The organism is Hathewaya massiliensis, from assembly GCF_902143515.1.
In the GTDB taxonomy this organism is placed as follows: Bacteria; Bacillota; Clostridia; order Clostridiales; family Clostridiaceae; genus Hathewaya; species Hathewaya massiliensis.
Genome location: NZ_CABFVD010000001.1, coordinates 646,608 through 673,025, shown reverse-complemented (window position 1 = coordinate 673,025; position 26,418 = coordinate 646,608). Strand labels below are relative to the sequence as shown.

General features: G+C 28.6%; 21 protein-coding genes. All 21 read left to right on the top strand.

The annotated features are described in order from the left end of the window. Positions 1-13: 13 nt before the first annotated feature. The 21 genes from FNZ64_RS03030 to FNZ64_RS02930 all read left to right on the top strand — a co-directional run bounded on the left by FNZ64_RS03030 (position 14) and on the right by FNZ64_RS02930 (position 26,336). On the top strand, positions 14-1,756 hold the full coding sequence (locus tag FNZ64_RS03030; protein WP_142413394.1) for an alginate O-acetyltransferase AlgX-related protein: 1,743 nt from the start codon (positions 14-16) through the stop codon (positions 1,754-1,756). A 243-nt stretch (positions 1,757-1,999) separates the two neighbouring features. Beyond that, positions 2,000-2,671, top strand: coding sequence for a sugar transferase (locus FNZ64_RS03025; protein WP_142413393.1), 672 nt, complete (start codon positions 2,000-2,002; stop codon positions 2,669-2,671). Between the two features lie 28 nt (positions 2,672-2,699). After that, positions 2,700-3,806, top strand: a complete 1,107-nt coding sequence (glf, locus tag FNZ64_RS03020; RefSeq protein WP_142413392.1) for a UDP-galactopyranose mutase — start codon at positions 2,700-2,702, stop codon at positions 3,804-3,806. Then, positions 3,806-4,573, top strand: coding sequence for a DUF4422 domain-containing protein (locus tag FNZ64_RS03015; protein ID WP_142413391.1), 768 nt, complete (start codon positions 3,806-3,808; stop codon positions 4,571-4,573). The genes glf and FNZ64_RS03015 overlap by 1 nt, the downstream gene beginning before the upstream one ends. Positions 4,574-4,589: 16 nt before the next feature. After that, positions 4,590-5,732: a CDP-glycerol glycerophosphotransferase family protein gene (locus FNZ64_RS03010; protein ID WP_142413390.1), complete on the top strand. Its 1,143-nt coding sequence runs from the start codon at positions 4,590-4,592 to the stop codon at positions 5,730-5,732. Positions 5,733-5,760: 28 nt separating this feature from the next. Then, on the top strand, positions 5,761-6,471 hold the full coding sequence (gene ispD / locus FNZ64_RS03005) for a 2-C-methyl-D-erythritol 4-phosphate cytidylyltransferase (protein ID WP_243129179.1): 711 nt from the start codon (positions 5,761-5,763) through the stop codon (positions 6,469-6,471). A gap of 101 nt (positions 6,472-6,572) precedes the next feature. Further along, entirely contained in the window at positions 6,573-7,616 is a 1,044-nt protein-coding gene (locus FNZ64_RS03000; protein ID WP_142413389.1) for a zinc-binding dehydrogenase, read from the top strand. A 93-nt stretch (positions 7,617-7,709) separates the two neighbouring features. Beyond that, complete coding sequence (locus FNZ64_RS02995; RefSeq protein WP_142413388.1) at positions 7,710-8,708, top strand: glycosyltransferase family 2 protein; 999 nt, start codon at positions 7,710-7,712, stop codon at positions 8,706-8,708. Beyond that, positions 8,698-10,209: a lipopolysaccharide biosynthesis protein gene (locus FNZ64_RS02990; RefSeq protein WP_142413387.1), complete on the top strand. Its 1,512-nt coding sequence runs from the start codon at positions 8,698-8,700 to the stop codon at positions 10,207-10,209. The genes FNZ64_RS02995 and FNZ64_RS02990 overlap by 11 nt, the downstream gene beginning before the upstream one ends. 33 nt (positions 10,210-10,242) lie before the next feature. Beyond that, complete coding sequence (locus FNZ64_RS02985; RefSeq protein ID WP_142413386.1) at positions 10,243-11,508, top strand: O-antigen ligase family protein; 1,266 nt, start codon at positions 10,243-10,245, stop codon at positions 11,506-11,508. Positions 11,509-11,583: 75 nt separating this feature from the next. Beyond that, on the top strand, positions 11,584-12,447 hold the full coding sequence (locus tag FNZ64_RS02980) for a glycosyltransferase family 2 protein (protein WP_142413385.1): 864 nt from the start codon (positions 11,584-11,586) through the stop codon (positions 12,445-12,447). A 38-nt stretch (positions 12,448-12,485) separates the two neighbouring features. After that, positions 12,486-13,355, top strand: coding sequence for a glucose-1-phosphate thymidylyltransferase RfbA (gene rfbA, locus FNZ64_RS02975; protein ID WP_142413384.1), 870 nt, complete (start codon positions 12,486-12,488; stop codon positions 13,353-13,355). 37 nt (positions 13,356-13,392) lie between these two features. Then, the gene (gene rfbC, locus FNZ64_RS02970; RefSeq protein WP_142413383.1) at positions 13,393-13,983 is read left to right on the top strand and encodes a dTDP-4-dehydrorhamnose 3,5-epimerase; all 591 of its coding nucleotides are present in this window, start codon (positions 13,393-13,395) and stop codon (positions 13,981-13,983) included. A gap of 114 nt (positions 13,984-14,097) precedes the next feature. Continuing rightward, positions 14,098-15,120 carry a dTDP-glucose 4,6-dehydratase gene (rfbB, locus tag FNZ64_RS02965; protein ID WP_142413382.1) on the top strand — a complete coding sequence of 341 codons (1,023 nt, stop codon included), beginning with the start codon at positions 14,098-14,100 and terminating at the stop codon, positions 15,118-15,120. An 87-nt stretch (positions 15,121-15,207) separates the two neighbouring features. Beyond that, a complete protein-coding gene (locus tag FNZ64_RS02960) occupies positions 15,208-16,620 on the top strand; it encodes an oligosaccharide flippase family protein (RefSeq protein ID WP_142413381.1) in 1,413 nt (470 codons plus the stop codon). A 2-nt stretch (positions 16,621-16,622) separates the two neighbouring features. Continuing rightward, a complete protein-coding gene (locus tag FNZ64_RS02955) occupies positions 16,623-17,717 on the top strand; it encodes a glycosyltransferase family 4 protein (RefSeq protein ID WP_142413380.1) in 1,095 nt (364 codons plus the stop codon). A 15-nt stretch (positions 17,718-17,732) separates the two neighbouring features. Continuing rightward, positions 17,733-19,037 (top strand): hypothetical protein, encoded by a 1,305-nt coding sequence (locus FNZ64_RS02950; protein WP_142413379.1) that lies wholly within the window; start codon positions 17,733-17,735, stop codon positions 19,035-19,037. Continuing rightward, complete coding sequence (locus FNZ64_RS02945; protein WP_142413378.1) at positions 19,030-19,929, top strand: glycosyltransferase family 2 protein; 900 nt, start codon at positions 19,030-19,032, stop codon at positions 19,927-19,929. The genes FNZ64_RS02950 and FNZ64_RS02945 overlap by 8 nt, the downstream gene beginning before the upstream one ends. 403 nt (positions 19,930-20,332) lie before the next feature. Next, the gene (locus FNZ64_RS02940; RefSeq protein WP_142413377.1) at positions 20,333-22,789 is read left to right on the top strand and encodes a hypothetical protein; all 2,457 of its coding nucleotides are present in this window, start codon (positions 20,333-20,335) and stop codon (positions 22,787-22,789) included. Between the two features lie 854 nt (positions 22,790-23,643). Next, positions 23,644-24,483: a hypothetical protein gene (locus tag FNZ64_RS02935; protein WP_185903660.1), complete on the top strand. Its 840-nt coding sequence runs from the start codon at positions 23,644-23,646 to the stop codon at positions 24,481-24,483. 932 nt (positions 24,484-25,415) lie between these two features. After that, positions 25,416-26,336, top strand: a complete 921-nt coding sequence (locus FNZ64_RS02930; protein ID WP_142413375.1) for an MG2 domain-containing protein — start codon at positions 25,416-25,418, stop codon at positions 26,334-26,336. Positions 26,337-26,418 lie beyond the last annotated feature (82 nt).

Sequence of the window (26,418 nt, the reverse complement as noted above, 5' to 3'; positions counted from 1 at the left end):
GGTGAAATTTAATATGAAGAATTTTAAATTTATGAAGGCTTTAAAAATAATGATATTAACTTTAATAGTTTCTGCTTTAGTAATAAAGCTATATATGGGAGTTTTTGGACCAGTAGTAAAAGTAGAACTTCTTACAAAATACACTGTAGATAATACTTTTGTCGTATCTTATACTACTGAGGATGTTAAGGTATATAACAGTGAAATGGCAACCTCTATAACTGTACCAAGGTCTGAAGGATTTAAAAATATTCCTTTTAAGTTAGGGACAAAGAAACTAAAAGGACTAAAAGTGCATTTTGGAGGCACAGGCCAAGATATTGAAGTTAAAAAATTAGTAGTAAAGACTCCATTTAAAAAGCTAGTTTTTAAACCAGAAGATATAAAAAGTAATTTTAAAGAAGTATCTAAAGAAATAGAAACATTAAAAGTAGAAGATGAAGTTTTAAAAATGCACCCTAGGGGGCAAGATGCTTATATATCTGCCGATACCATGGGAGAAGTTATAGCTAATTCAAAGCCAGACTATAACGTAATTTTATATATATCACTTTTAATTTTAACTATCACTGTTTCTATAATTAAGTTTTATCAGTTTATAAATAGGAAAAATCTAAGTTTATCAAAAGTAATATTTATAATGTCATTTATATTTGTATTAAATGCACCTAATTTATTTTTACTATCAGGTATGAAAGATGCTGAAAACACAGAAAAACGAGGCGCCTTAAATATAGATCAAAATGAGAATTTAGAAGGATTAAATAAGAAGATAAGAAAAGCTGAAGCGCTTTATGATGATAATTTTGGGCTTAGAAACCTTTTAATAAAGGCTAATAGCTTTATAGATGTTAAATTGTTTAACTCATCTCCTACAAATAAAGTAGTTATAGGAAAAGAAGGATGGCTATTTTATGGTGTTGAAGGTGAAAAAAGTTCAATGGATCTGTATAGGGGAACTTCTAAGTTTACAGAAGCAGAACTTTCAAAAATAAAAAACAATCTAGAAGAAAGACGAGATTGGCTTAAAAATCAAGGGATTCCTTTTATTTTACTTATTACACCAAATAAAGAAACTATATATCCAGAGTATTACAATGATAGATATAAAAAGGTAAGTGAAGAGAGCAGACAAGACCAACTATTAAAATATTTAAGAAAAAATTCTCATATAGATGTGGTAGATCTTAGGGAAAGCTTAAAAGCAGAGAAAAAAAGAGAAATATTGTATCTTAAAACAGATACCCATTGGAATGAATTAGGGGCTTATTTTGGATATAAGGGTTTAACAGAAGAAATCCACAAATATATTCCGACTATAAAACCTTTAGAACTAGATAAGTTTGACATAAAAAAAGAACATAGAGAGGCTCAAGGTGGAGATTTAGCTAATATGCTAAGTTTATCTAAAAGTTATGGAGATGAATATGTATTAGTAAACCATAAGGATGGTAAAAAGGCTATTCCTAATATGCAGCCTAAGTATGGATTAATGAATGGCTATGTATTAGAAAACCCAAATAAATCACTTCCTAAACTTTTAATGTTTAGAGATTCTTTTACCATAAACATGATTCCTTATATATCAGAACATTTTAGTGAATCAGTTTATGAGTGGACACATTATTTTCATGCAAATGCAGTTAAAGAAGTGAAACCTGATATAGTAATACATCAAATAGTTGAAAGAAACTTAGATCAACTATTGACTGACAATCCAGAAGAGGTTAAAAGTGTTCATAAAGATAAAAAATAAATAGTTTGTACCTTTAGGTTTTCAACTAAAGGTACAAATTTCCATTTTGTTTTACAAATTTAATTAAAATAAAAATGAAAATATGATATAATTATAGTGAAATTTCAATAAGTAAATAATAAACTTATAATAAAAATTATAAATTATACTTTATAATTTGTAATTTATAAATATTAATAAAATTACAACATTTACTATTATAAATTTACAATAATTTAGTTAACTTATAAGGAGGGTTATGAGGTGTTAGAAGTAAAAACTAAGGAACCTAAGCTTATAATAAGTAATCATAAAGCTTCTAGAAAGAGCTTTTTATACTTTTTTATAAAGAGAACTATAGATATTATAGGTGCATTAATAGGACTTATAGTATTTAGTCCAGTATTTTTAATCTTAGGTTTAATAGTAAAAAAAGATTCAGAAGGTCCTGTGTTTTTTGCACATAAAAGAGTTGGCTATAAAGGGCAGGATATTGAAATATACAAGTTTAGAACCATGGTAGCAAATGCAGAAGAATTATTAGATACTTTGCCAGAGGAACAAAAAAAAGAATTTAGCGAAAACTTTAAGTTAGAGAATGATCCTAGAATAACAAAAATAGGTCATTTTTTAAGAAGGACAAGTCTTGACGAGCTTCCACAGCTTTTAAATATATTAAAAGGGGATTTAAGCATTGTAGGACCTAGACCTGTAATTAGAAAAGAATTAGAGTTATACGGAAAATATGCAGAAAAGTTTTTAAGTGTAAAACCAGGATTAACAGGATTTTGGCAGGTCAATGGTAGAAGCAATACTACTTATGAAGAGAGAGTTAAGCTGGATATGGAGTATATTGATAATAGAAGCGTATTAATGGATATAAAAATTATATTTAAAACTTTTACAGAAGTATTTAAAGGAAATGGAGCAAAGTAAAATAAGCAGACTAAAGGAGAAACCTTACATGAGTAAATACGATTATTTAATAGTAGGAGCTGGACTTTATGGTGCTGTATTTGCACATGAAGCTACTAAGAGAGGTAAAAAGTGTTTAGTTATAGATAAGAGAGCACATGTAGGTGGAAATATATATTGTGAAAATATAGAAGGAATAAATGTTCATAAATATGGAGCACATATTTTCCATACCAGTAATAAAGAAATATGGGACTATGTAAATAAGTTTGTGGAGTTTAATAACTTTGTAAATTCTCCCATAGCAAATTATAGAGGAGAAATATATAACCTGCCTTTTAATATGAATACTTTTAATAAACTTTGGGGAGTTATAACTCCAAAAGAAGCCATGAAAAAAATAGAAAATCAAAAACTGGTTTTAAAGGGAAAAAATCCAGAAAACCTAGAAGAGCAAGCAATATCTCTAGTAGGAACGGATATATATGAAAAATTAATAAAGGGATATACAGAAAAGCAATGGGGAAGACAGTGTGTAGAACTTCCGGCTTTTATTATAAAGAGACTTCCAGTAAGATATACATATGATAATAATTATTTTAAAGATAAATATCAAGGGATCCCTATAGGGGGATATAATCCCTTAATAGAAAAACTTTTAAAAGACTCTGATGTAGAGTTAAATGTGGATTATTTTAAAGAAAGAGAAAAGTTAAACTCTTTATGTAAAAAAGTCTTATTTACAGGAATGATTGATGAATTTTACGATTATAGATTTGGAGTCTTAGAATATAGGACTTTAAGGTTTGAAACAGAAATTTTAGAAGAGCAGAACTATCAGGGCAATGCAGTGGTTAATTATACAGATAGAGAAGTACCTTATACAAGAATAATAGAACATAAGCACTTTGAATTTGGTGAAGGAAATAAAACCGTAATAACAAGGGAATATTCAATAGAATGGGAAGAAGGAAATGAACCTTATTACCCTATATTTGATAAGAGAAACATTAATATATATGAGAAGTACAAAAGCTTAGCAGACAAAGAGGAGAAGTTTATATTTGGTGGGAGACTTGCGGAATATAAATATTATGATATGCACAATGTCATAGCAGTTGCCTTAAATAAGGTAAAAGAGGAGTTTAGAGAATAATGGATTTTAAAATACTTGTAGCAACACATAAAAAATATAAAATGCCCAAAGAATCTATTTATGTTCCTCTTCATGTAGGTAAGGAAGGAAAGTTAGATCTAGGTTATATGGGCGATAACGTAGGAGATAATATATCTGTTAAAAATAAAAATTATTGCGAATTAACTGGTATCTATTGGGCATATAAAAACTTAAAATGTGAGTATATCGGGCTTTGTCATTATAGGAGATACTTTACCTCAAAACCATTTATAAAAAGAACACTGAATAGGAAACATAGATTAGATATGATTTTAACAGAGGAAGAAATTAAAAATATTTTTTTATACTATGACATTATACTTCCAAGAAAAAGAAATTATTTTATAGAAACCATTAAATCACACTATAAACATGCTCATGAATTTAAAGACCTAGAAAAAGTAGAAGAAATAATAAAAGAAGATCACAAGGATTATATAGAAAGTTTTGACTATGTAATGAGTGGAACAAAGCTACACCTATACAACATGTTTATAATGAAAAAAGAAGACTTTGATGAGTATTGTCAATGGCTATTTTCTATTTTATTTAAATTAGAAGAGAGCATAGATATTTCTAATTACGATAGTTATCAAAGTAGAGTATATGGCTTTTTAGGTGAGAGATTATTTAATGTTTGGGTACATAAAAAAGGATTTAAAATTAAGGAGCTTCCAGTAGTAAACTTAGAAAAAATCAATTGGTATAGCAAGATAAAAGAGTTTTTAAAAAGGAAATTTAAATAAAAGAAAGAGTAGGCTTATGAGGGAGATAATATTTATAATTTCATCTATAGTATTTAATGTACTAAAAATTTTACCTATAAAGAAAAATAGAGTGATTATGGAATGTGATTACGGCAAAGGATTCTATGGTAATTTATTATACATATACGAAGAAATAAAAAGAAGAGAATTACCTCTAGAAATTATAATTCCAGTAAATAGAGGTGTTAATATAGATATTCAGCATATTGGGAATGTACAATATACTGTAATACACACAAGAAGCTTAAAACATCTTTACTATTTAGCCACTTCAAGGTATTGGATAACCAATAATCATTATTATCACTTTTTAAAAAAGAGAAGTGGAACAACCATGATAAACACTTGGCATGCCATGGGAGCCTTTAAAAAGTTTGGTATAGACTCTGCAAAGACAGATAAAGAAATAAAAAGATTTTTAAAAGATGGAAAAAATATAGATTATCTTTTAGTTAGCTCAAATAAGGTAAAAAGCATATATTCAAAGGCATTAGGAGTAGAAGAAGAAAAAATATTATCTCTAGGAATACCAAGAACAGATCCTTTATTTAATGAAGATTATATAGAAAAAGTAAAAAGTACATTTCTAAAGGAGAATGTTAAAAATAAGGGTAAAAAAATAATATTATATGCCCCTACTTTTAGAGATGATGAAAAAGAGCATTTTAATATGGAATTAGATCTTAGAAAGCTTAAAAGTGCCTTAGGAGAAGAATATGTGGTTTTATTAAAATTACATCCTATAATAAGAAATCCTTATGTTATAGAAGAGGATTTAAAGGATTTTGTATTTGATTTTTCAAAAGAAAATATAAATAATCTTATGATGGTATCGGATGTATTAATTACTGACTATTCTTCCGTTATTTTTGAATATTCACTTTTAAAAAAGCCAATTATATTTTTCGCCTATGACTATGAAAAATATAAAAATAATCTAAGAGATTTTTATTTTGACTATAAGGACTTTATACCAGGTAATATAGCTATGACCACAGAAGAGGTTATAGAAAACTTAAATAAAATAGAGTGTAATAGTTTTAATATAGAGAGAATAATAAAATTTTCTACAGAGTTTTGTGAATATAGAGATGGAAACTCAAGTAAGCGATTTGTAGATGAGTTTTTACTTAAATAGTATATAAACTAAGAAATAGGAGGGGACTATGATGAATATAGGAATTATATTAGCAGGTGGAAGTGGCACAAGAATGGGTAGTGATACTCCAAAACAGTTTATAGATATATACGGAAAACCTCTAATTATACATACCATAGAAGCTTTTGACATAAATCAAGACATAGATTATATAGCGGTAATATGTAAAAAAGAGTTTCAAGAGGATTTGAAAATATGGATAAGACAGTATGGCATTTCAAAGGTTAAATGGATTGTAGATGGGGGAGACTCAAGACAAGGGTCTGTATTTAAGGGCATAGAAGCCTTAAAGGATTTTTGTAAGGATGATGACATTCTTGTAATTCATGATTCTGCAAGACCTTTAATATCTCAAAGAATAATAACGGAAAATATAGAGTTTACTAAAAAATACAAAGCAGTGGATACTGTAATACCAAGTACGGACACCATAATAAAGAGCCTTAACGGAGAGGAAATAGAAGAGGTTCCAAAGAGAAAGGAACTTTACTTAGGGCAAACACCTCAAAGTTTTGAATATGCCTTAATTAAAAAAGCTCATGAAGAGGCTTTAAATAATAATATTAAAGAGGCAACAGATGATTGTCAGTTAGTTTTAAAATTAGGACATAAGGTTCATCTTGTAAATGGGGATAAGCTTAATTTTAAAGTAACTACCTTTGAAGATTTACTAATTTTAAAGTCCGTAATTAAACTAGGAAAACTAGAAGTAAACTAAAACTTGTAGCAAAATGTTGATATGAAAATTACTTCATCACTGATTCACTACGTTAAGAATAGAAACTAAGTAAACTAAGGAGTTTGAATGGGGGAGATTAGGTGCTTAGCAAAGGGTTTAAAATAGTATCTCCAAAGACTTTTGAAATATATTATGAAGATATAAAAATAAAAGAAAATCATGCTCTTGTAAAAGTTGAAATGGGTGCAATTTGTAAGGCGGATTTAAGGTATTATATGGGCAAAAGGGATAAAAAGGTTTTAGGTTTAAAATACCCTATGCGATTAATTCATGAAGCTACAGGGGTTGTTATAAAAGATCCTACAGGAACTTTTGAAGTGGGTCAAAGGGTGGTTTTGGTACCTAATATTTTTTCAAGTAAGTTAAATCATTCAAAGAGAACTTTCTTAGAAGATTCTTCTCTTGGAGAAAACTATGATCCATTTGCTAAGTTTGCTTCTAGTAATGTAGATGGATTTTCTTGCGAATACCTCTCTTTCCCTGTTAGAAATATAATACCTTTTAAGGAGAGTACTCCTATTCACAAGGCGGTTTTTTCTGAGTTAACTTCTGTAGGTATATCAGCTATGAGAAGGTGTGGGGACTTAAATAACAAAGTAATAGGAGTATGGGGAGATGGGATACTAGGGTATATATTAAGCTCCATATTAGTAAATAATACTAATAGCAGAATAATATCCATAGGTAAAAATGGAGAAAAACTAGAGCAGTTTAAAAGCCATAAAACCTATTATATAAAGGATCATAACATAAAAAAAGAAAATATAGATATAGCTTTTGAATGTGTTGGAGGAAACTCCTCCAAGTTTGCTATTAATGAAATTATAGATGTAATTAACATTGGTGGACAAATAGTTTTAACAGGAGTTGCAGAAAATAATATAGAGATAAACACAAGAAAAATCTTAGAAAAAGGGCTTACTCTTACAGGGAGCACCAGAAGCTCTGTTGAGGATTTTAAAAAGAGCATAAGCTTAATAGAAGAAACTCCTTATGGAGATGCTTTAGATACCTTAATTAAGGATATAAGAATGGTAGAAAATATTACGGATTATTATGAAGTATTTGAAATTGAATCTGAAAATAGAACCCTTAGAAAGACAATTATGAAGTTAAATTTATAGGTTATAAACAAGTAGGAAGTAAGAGGTAAGTAGTAATAAGTAATAAGAGGTATAAATACTAAATTATAAGCTGTAAAGTTGTAAGGAGCAGATATGAATATTAAAATTTCTGTTGTAGTACCTATGTACAATGTAGAAAACTATATAGGGAGAACCTTAGAATCAATAAAGTCTCAAAGTTTTAAAGACTTTGAACTTATAGTTATAAATGATGGTTCTACAGATAAAAGCCTTCAAGTTGTAGAGGATACTTTAGATCAAAGCCTTATTAATTGGAGAATTATAAATAAAAAAAATGAAGGTGTAAGCAAGGCGAGAAATTTAGGCATAGAAGAAGCTAAGGGGAAATACATTTATTTTTTAGATGGAGATGACTATATAGAAGAAAGCCTTCTAGAAAAGATGTATCACTGTGCTGAAAATTCTGGAGCTGAAATAAGCTTTTGTGGCTATGTTCATGTAAATGAAAAGGATGGAAGCATACCTTTTAAAGTTCATAAATACATAGATTCACCTATAGAGGGAGTACAAGCAGCAGCTAAGATGCTTCAAAATAATATTTATATTAGTGCTATTTCAGGATTTTATTTAAGAGAGTTTTTAAAAGAGAAAAACTTAAGATTTGACTCAGAATTAAAATTTGGAGAAGATACAGTATTTATAATAAAAGCACTTATGAATGCTAAAAAAGTAGCTTGCATAAAAGAATCCCTAGTTTATTATTTAAGAAGAAACAGTTCTGTTACTAAAAGATGTGGAAAAGAATATTTTGACTTACATAAATCAAACCTTCAGATTTTAAATTATAATAGAGAATTTTATAAAAGTCAGGAAGTTGAAAAATCTCTGAGGGAGTATGCAATTCCCCAATCCATAATGAGGATTTTTTCAAAGGTTGCACAAAGTGGACAACATAAAGAGGAGCTTTTAGAGTTTATTAACAATAGAGAAATAAAAGCTTATTTAAAAGGATTTAAGGCTAATGGTGAAAAGAGCAAACTTAAATTTAAGGTAGGTTCACTAGGAATATTAGTTTCTCCAAAATTAATGTATAGGATTTTTAGAAAAAAAGGTGAAAAAAATGAGAGTTAAACATTCAAGAAAAAATGTTATATATGGTATAGTAACATATACTCTTCTAATGGTTTTAACCTTTGTAAATAGAAAAGTATTTATAAATATTTTAGGACAAGATATGGCAGGACTTCAAGGACTGCTACAAGGTGTGCTTAACTTCTTAAATTTAATAGAGTCCGGCGTAGGCATGGCTATAATGTTTTCCTTATATAAACCCTTTAAAGAAGGGGATAAAGTTCAAATAAAAAGTATAGTTACATTGTATTCAAAAATATATAGAGTTTGTGGAACTATACTATTTTTTAGTGGAATAATTCTTTCGAACTTCCTTTATATCTTTGTAAAAGAGCAAATAGATATAAGATATGTTAAGGTATGTTTTATAATTTATATAATAGATACAACTTTAACTTATTATTTCTCATATAAAACTTGTCTTTTATATGCCAGTGAAAATGGATATTTAATTTCCTTTTGGGATTTTATTTTTAAATTTTTAAGGGGAGCAATTCAGATAGGAATACTTTATATTTATAAATCCTTTATTGTATTTATTCTTATACAGGTAGTAACTAATATTGGATATTTAATAATTATAAATTACATAGTAGATAAAAAATTCAACTGGCTAAAGACCACAAAAACAGAGGAAGTAAAAGAAAAAGGAAACATAATTAGAAATATAAAAGCCTTATTTATACATAAAATCGGGAGTTTTGTAGTTTTTAGCACGGATAACATATTAATACCCTACTTTTTTAACTTTAAAACTGCTACTATGTTTACAAATTACAATCTAGTTATAGGTTTTTGTCAAAGCTTTATAAATAAGATATTTGACGGCATAGCAGCAAGTATAGGAAACATGCTAGCAGAGGGAAATAAAAAGAAATCCTTTGAAGTATTTAAAAAGTTATTCTTTTTTAACTTTTGGATATCTTCCTTTGTAGGAATTTCACTTTATAATGCCATAGATAAATTTATAGAATTATGGCTAGGAAAAGGCTTTATATTGGATAGAAAAGTCCTTATAGTTTTACTTATAAACTTTTATATAACAACTATGAGAATGTGCGTAGATAAGTTTAAAGAAAGTGCAGGACTATATTATGAGGATAGATATGCACCCATATTTGAAATAATTATAAACTTAGTCTTTTCTATAATACTAGCAGAAAAAATGGGGTTAGTAGGTATATTCTTAGGTACCTTAATAAGCAATTTATCCGTGGTATTTTGGATAAAACCTAAGATTGTATTTAATAATGTATTTAATAAAGGGCTTATAGAATACTTAAAATACTATATAGTATATCTATTTTATGCAGTAGTTCCCTTTATTCTAACTAGGTTTGCATGTAATAACTTAAATGTACACAATAAACTTTTAAACTTTTTATTAAATTGTATACTTAATGTAATCATAATAAACCTAACATATGTTATTCTATTTTATAGGAATAAAGAGTTTAAATACTATAAAGATTTGCTTATGAAGAAAGTAAGAAATCTCTAAAAGATAAGAAATCTTTAAAAGAGAGGTAATAATATGGAAATTTTACACAAGAACATAGAAAAAGCTCAGGATTTTTTAGAAAAAAATGAAATTAAATATATAATATTTTTTATGTTGTTATTATTTTCATCAAGCATAGCCTTTGTAGATCAGTTTTCAGTGATTAAAATAATAAAAAACTTATACATAATTTTATTTCCAATCCTTCTTTTTGTAGTTCTTATAAAAAAGAAGCAATTAAAAATGGATATAAAAGATGTTAACCTTATGTTTTTAATATTATGCTTATATAGTATAATTACTGTAATTTGGTCTCAAGCTAGGGGACAAAGCTTTAAAAATTCAATTTTATTACTTGGAACCACTATTATAGCAATATATATAGGAAAAAACTTTAAAAAAGATGAGGTTTTTAAAATTCTTTTAATTTGGTTTACCCTTATGGTTGTTATAAATTTATTATGTTTAATATTTAGGGCACCTTTTATTTTTGATCTAGAAGAAAAGAGATATTCCTTTGTTATAAGGGGCATATTTAAACATAGAAATACTCTAGGACTTTATATGAATATGACAATTACCCTATGTTTGTGGTTTATATTAAACTTAAAAAATAATAAGAAACTAAGGAATTTATGTATATTAAACATTATAGGTGCTTCAATACTTTTATACTTAAGTAAAAGTATGACATCTATGCTGCTATTAGGAGTTTTTATATTTCTCCTTATACTTACTAGATATAAGAAGTTTAATAAGCTTTTAATATACAGCATAGTTCCAGTAGTTCTTTTCCTTGTATATTTAATCGTAAATCAACCTAATTGGTATGTAGAGCTTTTAGGATCAATTGGAAGAAATCCTACCCTTACTAATAGAAGTGTTATTTGGAAAGGTTGTCTAGCAGGAATACAAACAAAGCCACTTTTAGGTTATGGATACACAGGATATTGGTCTAATAATATTTATTCAGTAAACTTTGTAGCAACCTTTTATGGAGGACTTCCTGTAAATGCACATAATGGATATTTAGATATAATTTTAGATTTTGGAGTATTAGGAGCCTTATTTATAATCCCTATATTTTTTATTACCATGAGAAGGGTAAAAAAATTAAACAATTGTGATAAAATAGAAGAGATGAAATATTTAAGCTACTCTCTATCTTTTATAGTCTTTATACTAATACAAAACCTAATAGAGAGTCCAATTATAAGACATATATCAACTAATTATATTTTAATTATAATATGTTTTAACATAATTCAGCAGTTATGGAATAAACACAAAATAGATTAGCTAATTTAAAACATCGTATAATATAACTATTAATAGAGTTCTATTTAAAAAGTTATTTATAAAAAGGAGAGAAATATGAAGATTTCTATTATATGTCCCTTATATAATGGAGAAAATTTTATAGAAAGTTTACATAGCTCTTTAATGAAACAAGAAGGAGTTCACATATGCTCTATAAAATATATATTAACAGATAGTGGCGATAACTCAGAGGAAATCTTAAAAAAATTAGGATGTAACTATAAAAAGATTTTAAAATCACAGTTCTCCCACAGTAAGACTAGAGAAGATGCCGCTTTTGATGCAGAAGGGGATATATTAGTTTTTATAACTCAAGATGTAGTGATTAAAGACAAAATGTGGCTATATAACCTTACAAAGCCTATAGCAGTAGGGGAAAGTGAGGCTGCTTTTAGCAGACAAATCTGTGATAATAATACTATAGAGAAATATATAAGGGAAAAGAATTATCCAAAACAAAGCAGAATAGTAACCAAAGACAGTATAAAAAGTTTAGGATTTATGACCTTCTTTTTCTCCGATGCATCTTCAGCCATAAGAAAAGATGTGTTTATAGAACTAAATGGGTATGATCAAAAGATTTTAAATACCAATGAGGATATGTATATAGCTTATAAACTAATACAAAATGGATATAGAATAAAATACTGTGCGGAATCAGAAGTTATTCATTCCCATAGATTTACCTTAAAAGAGCTATATAAAAGATATTATGAAACAGGAATATTTCTTCAAGAAAACAATTACCTATTAAATTATAAAAGTAATAAATCAGGAATGAAATTACTAAAGTATGTGTTAAAAAGGTCTTTTGAAGAGAAGAATAATAAGGTCATACTAAATATAATTCCAAACTTTGCAGCAAGGTTTTTAGGAAGTTTTTTTGGGAAGAGAAGTGTAAAAAGAAGAAAAAATTAAAGATAGAAAGTTATTTTATACAATGGAAGGTGTAAACTATGAAGGGAATAATACTAGCTGGAGGAGAAGGAACAAGACTTTATCCTGTAACTAAGGCAATGTCAAAACAAATGGTTCCAATTTATGATAAACCAATGATATATTATCCTATGTCAGTTTTAATGTTATCAGGTATAAGAGAAGTATTAATAATATGCACAGAGAGAGATCTTAGAGGATTTAAGGATCTGTTTAAAGATGGCAGTGACCTAGGCCTTAACATAAGCTATAAAGTACAAGAAAACCCCAATGGACTTGCAGAAGCCTTTATTATAGGAGAAGATTTTATAGGGGAAGATAATGTTGCCTTAATACTTGGAGATAACATATTTTGGGGACAAAGTTTTGGAAGGCATTTAGAAAGAGGAGCTAGTTTAAAAGAAGGGGCTATAATATATGGATATTATGTTCAAAATCCAAGAGAATTTGGAGTAGTAGAGTTTGATAAAGACAATAAAGTAATATCCCTTGAAGAAAAGCCAGAAAATCCAAAATCTAAGTATGCAGTACCAGGATTATACTTCTATGATAATACGGTTATAGAAAAGGCTAAAACCTTAAAGCCTTCCAAAAGAGGAGAACTTGAAATTACAGATTTAAATAAATTGTATATGAAAGAAGGAAGCTTAAAAGTAGATTTACTAGGAAGAGGCATGGCTTGGCTTGATACAGGAAGTCATAGTTCCATGTTAAAGGCTTCAAACTTTGTAGAGGCAGTACAAAACACCCAAGGAACTTATATAGCTTGCCTAGAAGAAATCTCATATAGAATGGGATGGATAGACAGGGAAAAGTTAAAGGAACTTGCAACACCTCTTTTAAAAACAGGATACGGAAAATATTTAATGGAGTTATCAGAGGAAGTTTAATGGAATTATGAGAAGAAGTTTAAGGGGGTATAAGTACATGGGAAACTTTAATGTTAAAGAAACTAAGATAAAAGATTTATATATTATAGAACCAAAAGTATTTGGTGACCATAGAGGATATTTTATGGAAACCTATAGCGAAGAAGACTTTTATGAAAATGGACTTACCATGAAATTTGTTCAGGATAATGAGTCTTTTTCTAAAAAGGGAGTTTTAAGAGGACTTCACTTTCAAAAAAAACATCCTCAAGGGAAATTAGTGAGAGTAATTAAGGGAAAAATATTTGATGTTGCTGTAGATTTAAGAGAAGATTCAAAGACCTTTCTTCAGTGGGAAGGAGTTATTTTATCTGAGGAAAATAAAACTCAATTTTATATTCCAGAAGGTTTTGCCCACGGCTTTGTAGTCTTATCGGATACAGCAATTTTTAATTATAAGTGCACAGACTTTTATCATCCAGAACATGATAGTGGAGTTAAGTGGGATGATGAGACCATAGGGGTAAAATGGCCCATAGAAGACATAGAAGAAATAATCCTATCAGATAAGGATAAAGCTCAAAAAAAGGTAAAGGATATAGAGAGCTTTTTTAAGAAAAACTGTAACAATAGATATGAAATTTTATAGTTATAGTGTTTTAATAAGATATGAAAATCTATAGTATCTAGTGTTTTCAAAGTATATAAGAATTTATAATATTTACTATTTTTATAGATAGGCTATTAAAAGGGAGGGAGTTAGATGAAAACTTATTTAGTAACCGGTGGAGCAGGATTTATAGGGTCAAACTTTATATTATATATGTTAAAAAAGCATAAGGATATTTTTATAATAAACCTAGATAAACTAACCTATGCAGGAAATTTAGAAAACTTAAAAGAAGTGGAAGATCATGAGAGATATAAATTCATTAAGGGAGATATAGGGGATAAATCCCTAGTAGAGACAATTTTCAAAAATCATGAAATAAACTATGTGGTAAACTTTGCAGCAGAATCTCATGTAGATAGAAGCATAGAAGATCCAGAAATATTTATAAAAACCAATGTACTAGGAACAACTAATCTTTTAAATTGTGCTAAAAAGTTTTGGGAAAGCCCTAAAGGCTTTAAAGAAGGAGTAAAATACATACAAATATCTACAGACGAAGTCTATGGCTCCTTAGGAAAAGAAGGATATTTTACAGAGGACACTAAGATAGACCCTAGAAGTCCATATTCTTCTAGTAAGGCTTCAGCAGATTTAATAGTAAATGCCTATTTCCATACATATAAAATGCCAATAAACATAACTAGATGTTCAAACAACTACGGACCATATCAATTCCCAGAAAAGTTAATACCACTTATAATAGATAATTGTTTAAAGCATAAGAACTTACCTGTATATGGTGATGGATTAAATGTAAGAGATTGGCTTTATGTAGAGGATCATTGTAAGGGCATAGATATGGTTATAAATGAAGGCACTCCAGGAGAAGTTTATAATATAGGAGGGCACAACGAAAAGACCAATATAGACATAGTAAAGATTATAATAGACTACTTAAATAAAAAAGTGGATAGGGCCATAACAGAGGATTTAATAACCTATGTGGAAGATAGAAAAGGACATGACAGGAGATACGCTATAGACCCTACAAAGATAAAAGACTCACTAGGTTGGTATCCTGAAACTCATTTTGAAGAGGGAATTGTAAAAACTATAGACTGGTATTTAGAAAATCAAAGTTGGATAAAAAATATAAACAAAAGAGAAAATTAATATAAGTAAAAGAAGATAAACTAAAGTGGAACATAAATTTAAGAAATAAGTTACTAAATTAAGAAAGCTGTAATTAGGTGAGAGAAGATGAAAAATAATCTAATAAAAGATAAAAGAGTGAAAGATTTAATATATACCCTAGGTGCTAACACCATAACTCTTCTAATAGGGGTTATTGTTACCTTTATAATTCCTAAAGTTATATCTATAGATGAATATGGATATTTCAAGATGTTTACTTTTTACTTAGGTTTTCTTGGATTTTTTCACCTTGGATTTAATGATGGAATATATGTAAATTATGGTGACTATGACTATGAAAATATACCTAGGGAAAAGTTTAGAACTTATTTTAAGTTTTTGCTAATATTTCAAGTGTTAATAGCAGTTTTAGTTACAATTGGAACTATGATTTTTGTAGAGAATCCACAAAAACGCATAATATGTTTTTTCGTAGCTTTAAATATTATACTTTTAAACCTAACTTGCTATTTTGAATTTTTAAGCCAAATTATAAGAAGGTTTAAATTTTATTCTTTTAACACCATACTATCTAAAATATTATATATAGTAGCTGTAAGTTTTATTTTATTACTGAAATATGAAAAAGCCATTTACCTTATTATAGCTCAGACCATTATAAATCTTTTAACCTTGCTAATATATATAATCTATTATAGAGAAGTAAACTTTGGAAAATATAAACCCTTAATTACCATGAAAGAAGATATAAAAAAGAATATTAAAATAGGATTCTTTATAATGCTTGGAAACTTTGTTAGCATAATCATAATAGGAGTAGATAGAATATTTATATCTAAGTTTTTTACAGTACATGATTTTGCTATGTATTCCTTTGCAGTATCTCTTCTTTCTATGATATATATACTACTAAATGGTATAAGGTCTGTTATATATCCATACCTCACTAGAAGTTCCGAAAAGAATTTAAATAAAACCTATGAGACTATGAAAACCTACATATTTATAATTTTAGGCTATGCACTTTCCAGTTACTTTATTTTTGAAATTATAGTTTTAGGATTTTTACCTAAATATAAAGAAGTTCTCTATATTACTCCTATAATATTCCCAACTGTATTATTAAGTGGAGAAATAAATATAGTAACTTCAAATTTCTATAAGAGTTTAAAACTAGAAAAAGAATATACAAGGAATAACTTAATCGCCGTAGCGGTTTCCTTAATAAGTATTGTTATAGCCTTTTTAGTTTTTAGAAGTAAAGAAGCTATTGCAACCTCCTCCTTATTATCCTTTTATATATGGGAATTATGTGGAGATGGATTCTTTAAAAAACATCTAGGAATTAAGGTTTCAAAGCATCATATAGCAGAAATTTTAGTTATAGTCCTATTTTTATACCTATCTTTTAAAATGGTATGGTATAAAGGATTTATTCTTTATCTATGTGGATTTACTTTAATAGTATTAATTTTCTTTAAAAATGAAATAAAGGGTTTGCTTGAAAAAAGGAGATAAAAATGAGTGAAAAAATATATGTAAATGCCACTATACTTCATGAAAGGCCAGAAGGTCTTGGAGTATATGCAAAAAGCATAATAAATAACCTAAAAACTAAGGAAGATATAAGGGTCTTTGCACCTATAGATATAGATGGAGTAGAAGTAATAAAAACAACAAAGTATGTAAAACCATCCTATAAGAAAAAGGGCGGATTGGTTAGACTTTTATATACCCAATTTATAATGCCTTTTAAGGTTCCAAAGGATAGTATAATATATCACCCCTTTCAGTACCTATGCTTATTTAGCAGGAAAAAACAAATAATAACCATACATGATTTTATTCCACTTTATTATAAGGAAGTAGCAAAACATCAATATAAATATTATAAATACTTTATGCCTATATTACTTAAAAAAGCACATAAAATAATATGCATATCAGAAAACACAAAAAAGGATTTATTAAAATTCTACAATATAGATGAGAATAAGATAAGAGTAATATACAATGGGTATAATAAAGAAATATTTAATATGGATAATATAAAGGAAGAAACCTTAAGCAAGTATAAAATAGATTACCCCTACATAATAATGGTAGGAGCTAGTTATGCCCATAAGAATTTACATAGAGCCATAGAAGCTTTTAGTGAAATAGAAGAAAAAAGAGGAACAAAGTTAATAATTATAGGAAAAGATTCCCCTTATATAAAAAGATTAAAAGAACTCTCTAAAAGCTTAGGTGTAGAAGAACATGTAATATTCCTAGGATATGTACCAAATGAAGATTTAAATGCCTTATACAATAAAAGCATAGCTTCCTTATACCCAACACTATATGAAGGCTTTGGACTTCCTCTCTTAGAGTCTTGGGCATGCAATACCTTAGCCCTTTGCTCAAATAATTCTTCCTTAGGAGAACTTCAAAAGGGTGGTGCCATAACCTTTAATCCAGAGAAGGTAGAAGAAATAAGAGAAGCCATAGAAAAAGCTATAGACCCTAAAAATGCATTAGAAATAGAAAAAATAAAAAACATAGGAAGAGAAAATCTTAAAAAGTTTTCTTGGGAAAAGACCGCAGAAAAAGTATACAATATTATAAAAGAATAAACATGGAGGAGAGAGATGTATAAATTTATAGCCTTAATTCAGCTTATAATTTTTATATTTATAATTAGTAGGTTTATTAAAAAGCATGGCTTAGTATTTTTAGTAGATCAAGTTAAGATTATGTTTATACTTTGGTTTATAACTTTAATACTCTATGATTTTCAGTTCAGCACCCTATACAACCCTACAGTAACTATAAATCTAATAGTAATATTAATGCTTTTTAGCTTTTTAGTCCTATCAAGATTTATTCACTTAGAAGAAGATGATATAAAAACCATGTTTAAAGATTTAGAAGAAGATAAAAGCTATAAACTTTATGCAACCATATCTAATATAATATTTGTAGTTGGAGCCACAGTATTTTTTTATAATGCATATAAATATGGACTTAGAATATTAGAAGAAAATAAAATAGATAAACAACAAATAGACCACTATGCAGGATATATAGTATATATGCTAGCCTTGAGTGCTGAGATAAAATACATCCTCTATAGAAATTATAAGAAAATAATAGACCTTATAATTTTAATAGGCAGTATAGTAGTCTTAGGACTTACACTAAACAGAGGACCTATAGCATTTTTATTTGTAACCATAGGACTATATGAAATATTTAGATTTATAACCATAAAAGAAAAGATTTCAAAAAAGAAAACCTACATTATATATGGAAGTTTTATTTTTGCCATAATTGTTTTTGTAGCTTTCTTTGGATATATAGGAAATCTTAGAATGGAATATGTACTACAAGAAGTTTACAACAGGACTATATGGGAACACTACGGAGTAAGCACATTAATGCCTTCAGGAGCCCTATGGGTATATATATATATCACAAGCCCCCTAGAAAATGCAGCCTATTCCATAAGCAATCAAAAATTAGTGGGATATAGTTTTCTTTGTAATTTGTTTTATCCCTTTATAAAATTTTTAGCTAATATAGTAGGCAAGGGAGGACAATTTAAAACTTGGCTTATATCACAAGGATCTTATACACCATATTTAGATAAGATAGTGGGCTTAAACGCTAGTAGTTTTATTACAGAAGCCTTTCAAGACTTAGGTATAATAGGATTTATCCTCTATTTGGTATTATACTTAACCTTAGCATATCTATCCATAAAATTAATAAAGAGTAGAAGAAATTTTACCTTTACAGGAAGAATCATAATATATAGCAATATAACAAGCATACTTTTATGGAGTATATTTGTAAACTCTTTCAAAATTCCAATATTGATATTAAATATACTTCTAGTCTTAACCATAGAAGTTTTCTATTCTAGGAGGAAAGAGAGAAAAGAAAATGAATAATAGTATATATATAGTACTTTTAAACTACAATGGCTATGAAGATACCATGGATTGTATAAAATCCTTAGAAGACATAAAATATGATAACTATAATATAGTAGTAGTAGACAATAATTCACCAGATGGTTCTTATGAAAAATTAAAGTTAAACTTAGAAGGAAAACACACTTTAATAAGGGCAAAAGAAAATGGTGGTTTTGCAAAGGGGAACAATATAGGAATTAAATATGCCTTAGATAAAGGAGCAGAATATATTCTGCTCCTTAACAACGATACCCTAGTTCATAAGGACTTTTTAAAAGAACTAATAAAACCTTTTAATAAATATAATAATGTAGGAATTACCACAGGAAAGATCTATTATGAAGAGGATAGAAATAGGTTTTGGTTTGCTGGGGGAATATTTAACCAGCAAAGGTTTTACGGACAGCACATAGGAGAAGGGGAAGAGGATAGGGGACAGTATGATGAGGAAAAACAAATAAGTTTTTCCACAGGATGCCTTATGCTAATTAAGAGAGAAGTCTTTAAAAAGATATCTGGACTTAGCGAAGAGTACTTTATGTATTATGAAGATGTAGACTTTTCCTTAAAAGTACAACAGCAAGGATTTAAAATATATTACACTCCTAAAGCTAAGATATATCATAAGGTAAGTGCATCTACAGGAGGAGAAGCTTCTCCCTTTGCTATAAAGTGGAACACTAGAAATAGGTTAATATTACTAAAGAAGAACAAGAATAGCATGAAACCCATTGAATACATAAACAAACTTTGTTTTTTTTACTTAAGTCGTGTGATAAAGACTACGATATATACTCTACAAGGTGAAAAAGAAAAGAAAAAAGCCCTTGTAGAAGGAATGAGGCTAGGTATAAAGTATAAAGTTTAACCATAAATATAGTGTAATAAAAAATATCTGTCGAAAAGTTTTAAAAAATAAACAAAAATACAAGAAGATATGACAAATTTAAAGAATATTTTTCTTGTATTTATAATAATATTGAAAAAAATAAGAAAAAATCAAGTGGATAAAATAATTTACATATTGCACTTGAAATACTAAAGGAAAAAGTATAAAATATATAAAGAAGTTATATTTCCATCTTATAGGTTTTTTTAGAAAAGATGAAAATTAACTTATTTATAATATATAAATATTAATAACAAATCATTACTTAATTAAAAGTTAGCAATTAATTAAGTAATTAAGTCTTTAATAAGAACATTTAATTGCTTATGTCAATTAATTGCTTATATCAATAAATTTTATCTAAATGGGAGGTATACTTAATATGGGTAAAAAGAGCACAAAAGTATTAAGTGGTGCATTAGCTACTACAAGCTTACTTGGTGGCGTTATGGGGGCAGTTCCAGCATTTGCAGCAACTAACGTAGATGCAATGTACAAGAGCGCATTCGATGCTGTAATGAAAGCTAAAGAGGACAAGTCTCAAGAATCAATAATAGCTGCTAGAAAAGCAATCAATGAATTAACAAAACACAAAGAATTAAAAGGGTTTGTTGGAGAATTCTCAAAACAAACTGACGCTGTTCAACAAAAATTATTTGAAGATTTCTATTCATTACTATTCGTAGATGGAAAGAAAAAGGACAAGATTTCTCAAGGAGATGTAAACAAAGCTAGAGAATTTGTAACAGCTTTCGATACTTTCGAAGGAAACAAACAATATACAGCTTCTTGGTCTACAGCAGTAGATGGTTTCCAACAAGTACTTGTTGTTGAAGCTAATGATGCAGTAGTTAAAGCTATGACATCAAAAGATGAAAAAGATATTAAAGTAGCTCAAGAATTAGTTAAAGCATTAGCAACTTCAACTAATGCAGATGCTAAAAAAGAAGCAACAAAGTACAATGCAATATTAGAAGTTATAGATAGCAAACTTGTAGTTAACAGCATAAATGCTATTAATTCTACAGAAGCAGAAGTTACTTTTAATAAAGAAGTTAAAGAAGTAAAACCAGCTAATTTCAAAGTTACTGATAAAAATGGAAACTTAGTATTTGTAAGCAAAGTAGAATTAAGCAAAGACAAAAAAGTTGCTACATTAACATTCTTTGATAAATTTGCTGATAAAGGTGTTTATAACGTAGAAACATCAGAGTTAGAAGATGTTAAAGGTAACAAAATGGATAAAGCTACAAATAGCTTTGTATATTTAGCAGCTGATGCAGCTAAAGTTGAGTTTGTATCAACTACAATAGCTAAAGATAAAACATTAGATGTTAAAGTAACAGACAAATTAGGAAGAGATATTTCTAAAGAAGTTAAGATAGAGTTTGAAACATCAAATGCAACTGTTATAAATGTAGATGGAAAATCTGTTAATGAAGGTTCAGCAATAGTTGTAGCTAAAGTTAAGGTTGGAGATGCATACATTAAAACTCCTCAAACAACAATTAAAGTTAATGATAAAAAAGCTAGTTCTTTTGTTGGATACTATGTATATACAGGAATTGCAGCAGAAAACACTGATAAGTTTGTAGAACTTAAGGAAAAATCAATTGAAACTGAAATGGAAAACACTGCAAACAAATTAGCTCTTTACTATAAAGATCAATATGGTCAAGGTGTATCATCAGTTACTACATTTAACGGTATTAATAACAATGCAGTAGCGGAATTAACTAATTTAACTCCAAATATTGTAATAGTTGAGAACGATGGAACAATAAAACCAATTTCAGTTGGAGAAGGTTATGTTAAAGTAGTAAATGGTGATGTTGCTCAAACTATAAAAATAACAGTTAAAGAAAAATCAAAAGTAGCTTCTATGCAATTAGAAAAATCAGAAGTTTCTATTGTAAATAAAGACGGTGTGAAGACAGCAGACATCAACATAAAATATAAGAATCAATTTGGTAAAGAAGTAGAAAATCCATCAGCAACAGCTGCAGTATCAGTTAAATCAGAAGATGAAAAGATAGCAACTGTGCAAGTTGACGCTAAAAAAGTTGTTAAAGTTACAGCTGTAAAAGAAGGTTCAACTACAATAGAAGTGAACTTTAAAGATGGAGATTTAACAGTTAAACAAACATTAAAAGTAGTAGTTGTAAAAGCAGGAGAATTATCAAATTATAAAGTAGAAGCTGGAACAACTAAATTAGATAAAGGAAATATTAACGGAGATAAAGAAAAATTACCAGTTAGCACAAAAGTTTCTGTATCTGAAATAGATGACAAAGGTAATTTAATAGGAAAACCTAATAATGTTGCTTTTGTAGAAGTAGACAAAGATGGTAAAGTGTTAGAAGCAGATAAGCAATTATTAACTATAAATCAAGCAAATGGTGAAGTTAAAGCTGATAAAGCTGGAACAACATATGTTCAAGTTAAAGTAGGTACTTTAGTAGTTAATACTTTACAATTTGAAGTAGTAAATAGTGCATCAGAAGCAACTAGCGTTAAATTCACTAACTTTGCTCTTCCTGCTTTAAAAACAGGTGAAAATTTAAAAGCAAAAATTCTTGAAAATGTTAAAGTATATGACCAATTCGGCAAAGCCGTTGATAATGTTGTTTTAAGCATTCCAGATGGTGGTTGCTATATAACTAATACTACAAACGGTTTTAAGGCTGAGGATCCTCAAGGTAACCTTGTAGTTACTGACAGAACTAAAGATGCTACAGCTGATATAGTTATTACTAAAATAGTGGAGAATGGACAAGTTAAGAACTTATTATCATCTCCAGTTGTTGTTAAAGCTGTTATAAAAGGAATTGCTCAATAATAAAAGTGCGAAACGTTGCTCTATAAATCACCATGTGATGAAAAGAGCGGAGATAATAATATAGTTTTGGGAAGGGCTATATTATAAGTTCTCTAACTGTTTTGATGAATTGCTAGGTGGAAATCCTAGACAAGCTTAATAGCCTTTAAGGTTTGTGCCTAATCCCCCTGCATAGGTTTTAACACTGCTAAGTTAAACTTATGAAGCCAGGTAAGGTCGTAATCCGTGAAAGTCGGATGCGGGGCTCCTTAAAAGGTTGCTATGGTAAACAATGCTAATCCATGAGGATGCGTCTTATAAATATATTCCATACTGTTAAACGATAGCTATGCTTTGGGCTTGGTATGGAACAGTTAAGTTTAAATACTTAGCTGGCTTAGGAATAATTTAGGCTATTAAACCTAAGCAAAGTAAGTCGTTAGTGGATACCTAAGGCAACCAAAAATCAGGGATAGTCAAAACGGAACGTTTGATGCTGTATATGAAGAGGTATAGCAGTACTTATGACACATATACGGGCTCAGCGGGTTCATAGTAGCTACGATACTCAGCCGAAAGTTAGAGTTTGGGAAGGCTCTGAAATACCCCTATGGTAACATAGAGGAAGGATAAAACTGAGTTAGCCAAGGAACCTAGTCGGTAATAGGAAAGTTTAATCATAGGAAGTTAATTAGGAAGAAATTTAGGATAAAAGTTTAACATATTCATATTAGAATCTTACTAGTGATAGCATTGTGAAACTATCAATGCTATCACTAGATTAAACCTTAAGATGTAATTTTGTGGAATTCGTTACAAAGTAATCGAATTTAACTACACAATAATTTAATAAGTTTTGAATTATAATTAAACCTATGATATTAAGTAAAAACCTATATATTATCGATAGAACGCCATATGCCATGAAAGTGGCACGTATGGTGTGGACCGATCGAAATCCTTTCATAAGTGAGAGGATAGTGAGGGATAGCGAAATAGACAAAGAAGTAGCAAATCCAGTAAAAGAGGAAATAGCTAAATTACCAGCAAAAGATGCTGTAACATTAGCTAACAAAGATGCAGTAACAACTGCAAGAGCTAATTTTGACAAATTAACAGAAACTCAAAAAGCTTTAGTAGATAATTTAGCAAAATTAACAGATGCAGAAGCTAAAATAGCTGAATTAGAAGCAGCAGAAGGTAAAGCGGCAGCAGATAAAGCAGCAGCAGATCCAGTGAAAGCAGAAATAGCTGCATTACCAGCAAAAGATGCTATAACATTAGCTAACAAAGATGCAATAGAAACTGCAAGAGCTAACTATGGTAAATTAACAGCAGATCAAAAAGCTTTAGTAGGAGCTATAACAAAATTAGAAGATGCAGAAGCTAAAGTAGCTGAATTAGAAAAAGCAGCAGCAGATAAAGCAGCAGCAGATAAAGATATAACTGATGCAGTAGCTCTTTTAAATGATACAACTCTAGATTCAGGGGATGCTAATGTTCTAACTGTATTAAATGCAGTAGCTGGCATGAATGATAAAGGTGTTACATTAGCAGTTAATGCTGAAGTAACTTCTAATGATGCTAAGATTGCGACTGATGGAACAGTAACAAAAGGAACAGCTCAAGAAGAAATTACTGTTACAATAACTGTTTCTAAGGATAAAGGAACTACTCAACAAAAAGCAATAAAAGTAACAGTACCAGCTAAATAGCTAGCAACCAGAAAAAGTCTTCCGTTTCACTACAGCCTTTTCCTGTAAGCACTCTAGGGGTGTGAAATTTTCCAGTGAGAAGCTATGAAACCATAACGGATGAACAAATAAATGAGAGAAGGGTAGCCTTCGGGTTATCCTTCTCAAATTTAAATAAATGAACGGAACTTATTTAATTGTTACAATAAATAATTAAACATTTCTAAACAATTTAAATCATATATAAAATTTATCATATCAATAAATTCATAAACATAGCTAGATCCTATCACTAGCTGAAAGTAAATAAGTCATATCTAAAAGACCATTGGATAAAGTATTATAAATCATACTCTATCCAATGGTCTTTATTTTTTGATTTTACTGTAATTCAATGTTGAACTCTTTCACCTTTAATTTTCTCCCAATCTTTTTTTATTGAATAAGGGTATATTATTATTTTTATAGAGTCAGTTTAGATTTATAATAACTATAATTTGTAATATATTAATAGATAATGTAAATATACATAAAATTTAATCAATTTATATGGTAATATGTATAAGGACTTCCTAATAAGTTAAAAAACTTCCTAAAAACTTTTTATTATCGATAGAACGCCGTATGCCGTGAAAGTGGCACGTACGGTGTGGACCTACTGAAATCCTTAATATGGATAATAGAGTATAGATAATAGATGTATAGATATTATCTATTAAGGATATGGATATTATTTATAATAAAGATAGGTTAGGGATAGCGAATTAAAAACAATAACTGTAAGCAATGCAACGGAATTAACAAATGCAATTAATTCAGCTAATGAGAAAGATACAATAAAATTATCATTAGACATTACAGGGAATATTAATCTTAATAAATTAGTCAATCTTGATTTAGATGGAAAGAAATTAATAGGGAATGTTAATATCATAAGTAATACTTCGGGAACATTGAATATTTCAAATGGAACAATAAATGGGGATTTAACAGTAGATACACCAAATGCTACAGTAAATAATAAGGCAATAGTAGGTGGAGTTACTAATATAGTTAATGTTTCTAATAATACTTTTAATAATGAGGGTACATTAAATACAGTTAAAATAACTGATTCTAATGGAGGTTCTTTTAATAACACTGGTACAATAAATGGTGAAATTATAATAGTTCCATCATCAGATGCTACAGCACCTATTATATTAAAAGGAAATATTACAAGTGAAGTAAAAGTAACTGGAAACAAAAAACCTCAAGTTAAAGTAGAAGGAAATATTAAAAATATAAAAGTAGAAGCAGAAAATACGGATTTAGAAATTACTAAAAAAGCTAAAGTTGAAGGTACTGAAATAAATGCAAAAGATTCAATATTAACAGTATCAGGAGAAGCTGTAATTATTAATCCTGTAACAATTAATCAACCAGTTACTGTAATATCAACAAAACCAGTGGAGGCAAAAATTGAACAAGGTGTAACAGTAAATATAAAAGAAAGCCTTAAGTCAAAAGGAAAAGAAGTAAAGGGTAAAGGAAAAGATAACAAAGTAACCTTACAACCAGAAAAATCATTATACACATTTAATAGTAAACTAGACAAAACACAATATAAGGTAGAAGATGACATAACAATATCAGGAGTATTATTAGATGGTGAAACTGCATTAGATAAGGTTGATATTACACTGAAAATAGAAAATAAAAAAGGTGAAATGGTATCAGTAGAGCAAACTCAAACTGACAAAGATGGTAAGTTCAAACACACATTTAATGTTCCAGAAGAATTAGAAGCAGGAACATATATATTAACAATAAAAGCAAATAATCCTGTAAATCAATCAATAGAAGAGAAATTAATAATAGTAGAAACTAAGTAAAGCTAAGAAGTAGCTTTAGTGAGTGATAAAGGTAAGGTAACTTATCTTTATCACTTAAATAATTTTTTATAAAACTAGCTAA

Coding starts and splice junctions, on each gene's coding strand:
- FNZ64_RS03030 (WP_142413394.1), top strand. CDS start 14: ATGAAGAATTTTAAATTTATGAAGGCTTTAAAAATAATGATATTAACT.
- glf (WP_142413392.1), top strand. CDS start 2,700: ATGAGTAAATACGATTATTTAATAGTAGGAGCTGGACTTTATGGTGCT.
- FNZ64_RS03015 (WP_142413391.1), top strand. CDS start 3,806: ATGGATTTTAAAATACTTGTAGCAACACATAAAAAATATAAAATGCCC.
- FNZ64_RS03010 (WP_142413390.1), top strand. CDS start 4,590: ATGAGGGAGATAATATTTATAATTTCATCTATAGTATTTAATGTACTA.
- ispD (WP_243129179.1), top strand. CDS start 5,761: ATGATGAATATAGGAATTATATTAGCAGGTGGAAGTGGCACAAGAATG.
- FNZ64_RS02995 (WP_142413388.1), top strand. CDS start 7,710: ATGAATATTAAAATTTCTGTTGTAGTACCTATGTACAATGTAGAAAAC.
- FNZ64_RS02990 (WP_142413387.1), top strand. CDS start 8,698: ATGAGAGTTAAACATTCAAGAAAAAATGTTATATATGGTATAGTAACA.
- FNZ64_RS02985 (WP_142413386.1), top strand. CDS start 10,243: ATGGAAATTTTACACAAGAACATAGAAAAAGCTCAGGATTTTTTAGAA.
- FNZ64_RS02980 (WP_142413385.1), top strand. CDS start 11,584: ATGAAGATTTCTATTATATGTCCCTTATATAATGGAGAAAATTTTATA.
- rfbA (WP_142413384.1), top strand. CDS start 12,486: ATGAAGGGAATAATACTAGCTGGAGGAGAAGGAACAAGACTTTATCCT.
- rfbC (WP_142413383.1), top strand. CDS start 13,393: ATGGGAAACTTTAATGTTAAAGAAACTAAGATAAAAGATTTATATATT.
- rfbB (WP_142413382.1), top strand. CDS start 14,098: ATGAAAACTTATTTAGTAACCGGTGGAGCAGGATTTATAGGGTCAAAC.
- FNZ64_RS02960 (WP_142413381.1), top strand. CDS start 15,208: ATGAAAAATAATCTAATAAAAGATAAAAGAGTGAAAGATTTAATATAT.
- FNZ64_RS02955 (WP_142413380.1), top strand. CDS start 16,623: ATGAGTGAAAAAATATATGTAAATGCCACTATACTTCATGAAAGGCCA.
- FNZ64_RS02950 (WP_142413379.1), top strand. CDS start 17,733: ATGTATAAATTTATAGCCTTAATTCAGCTTATAATTTTTATATTTATA.
- FNZ64_RS02945 (WP_142413378.1), top strand. CDS start 19,030: ATGAATAATAGTATATATATAGTACTTTTAAACTACAATGGCTATGAA.
- FNZ64_RS02940 (WP_142413377.1), top strand. CDS start 20,333: ATGGGTAAAAAGAGCACAAAAGTATTAAGTGGTGCATTAGCTACTACA.
- FNZ64_RS02935 (WP_185903660.1), top strand. CDS start 23,644: ATGATATTAAGTAAAAACCTATATATTATCGATAGAACGCCATATGCC.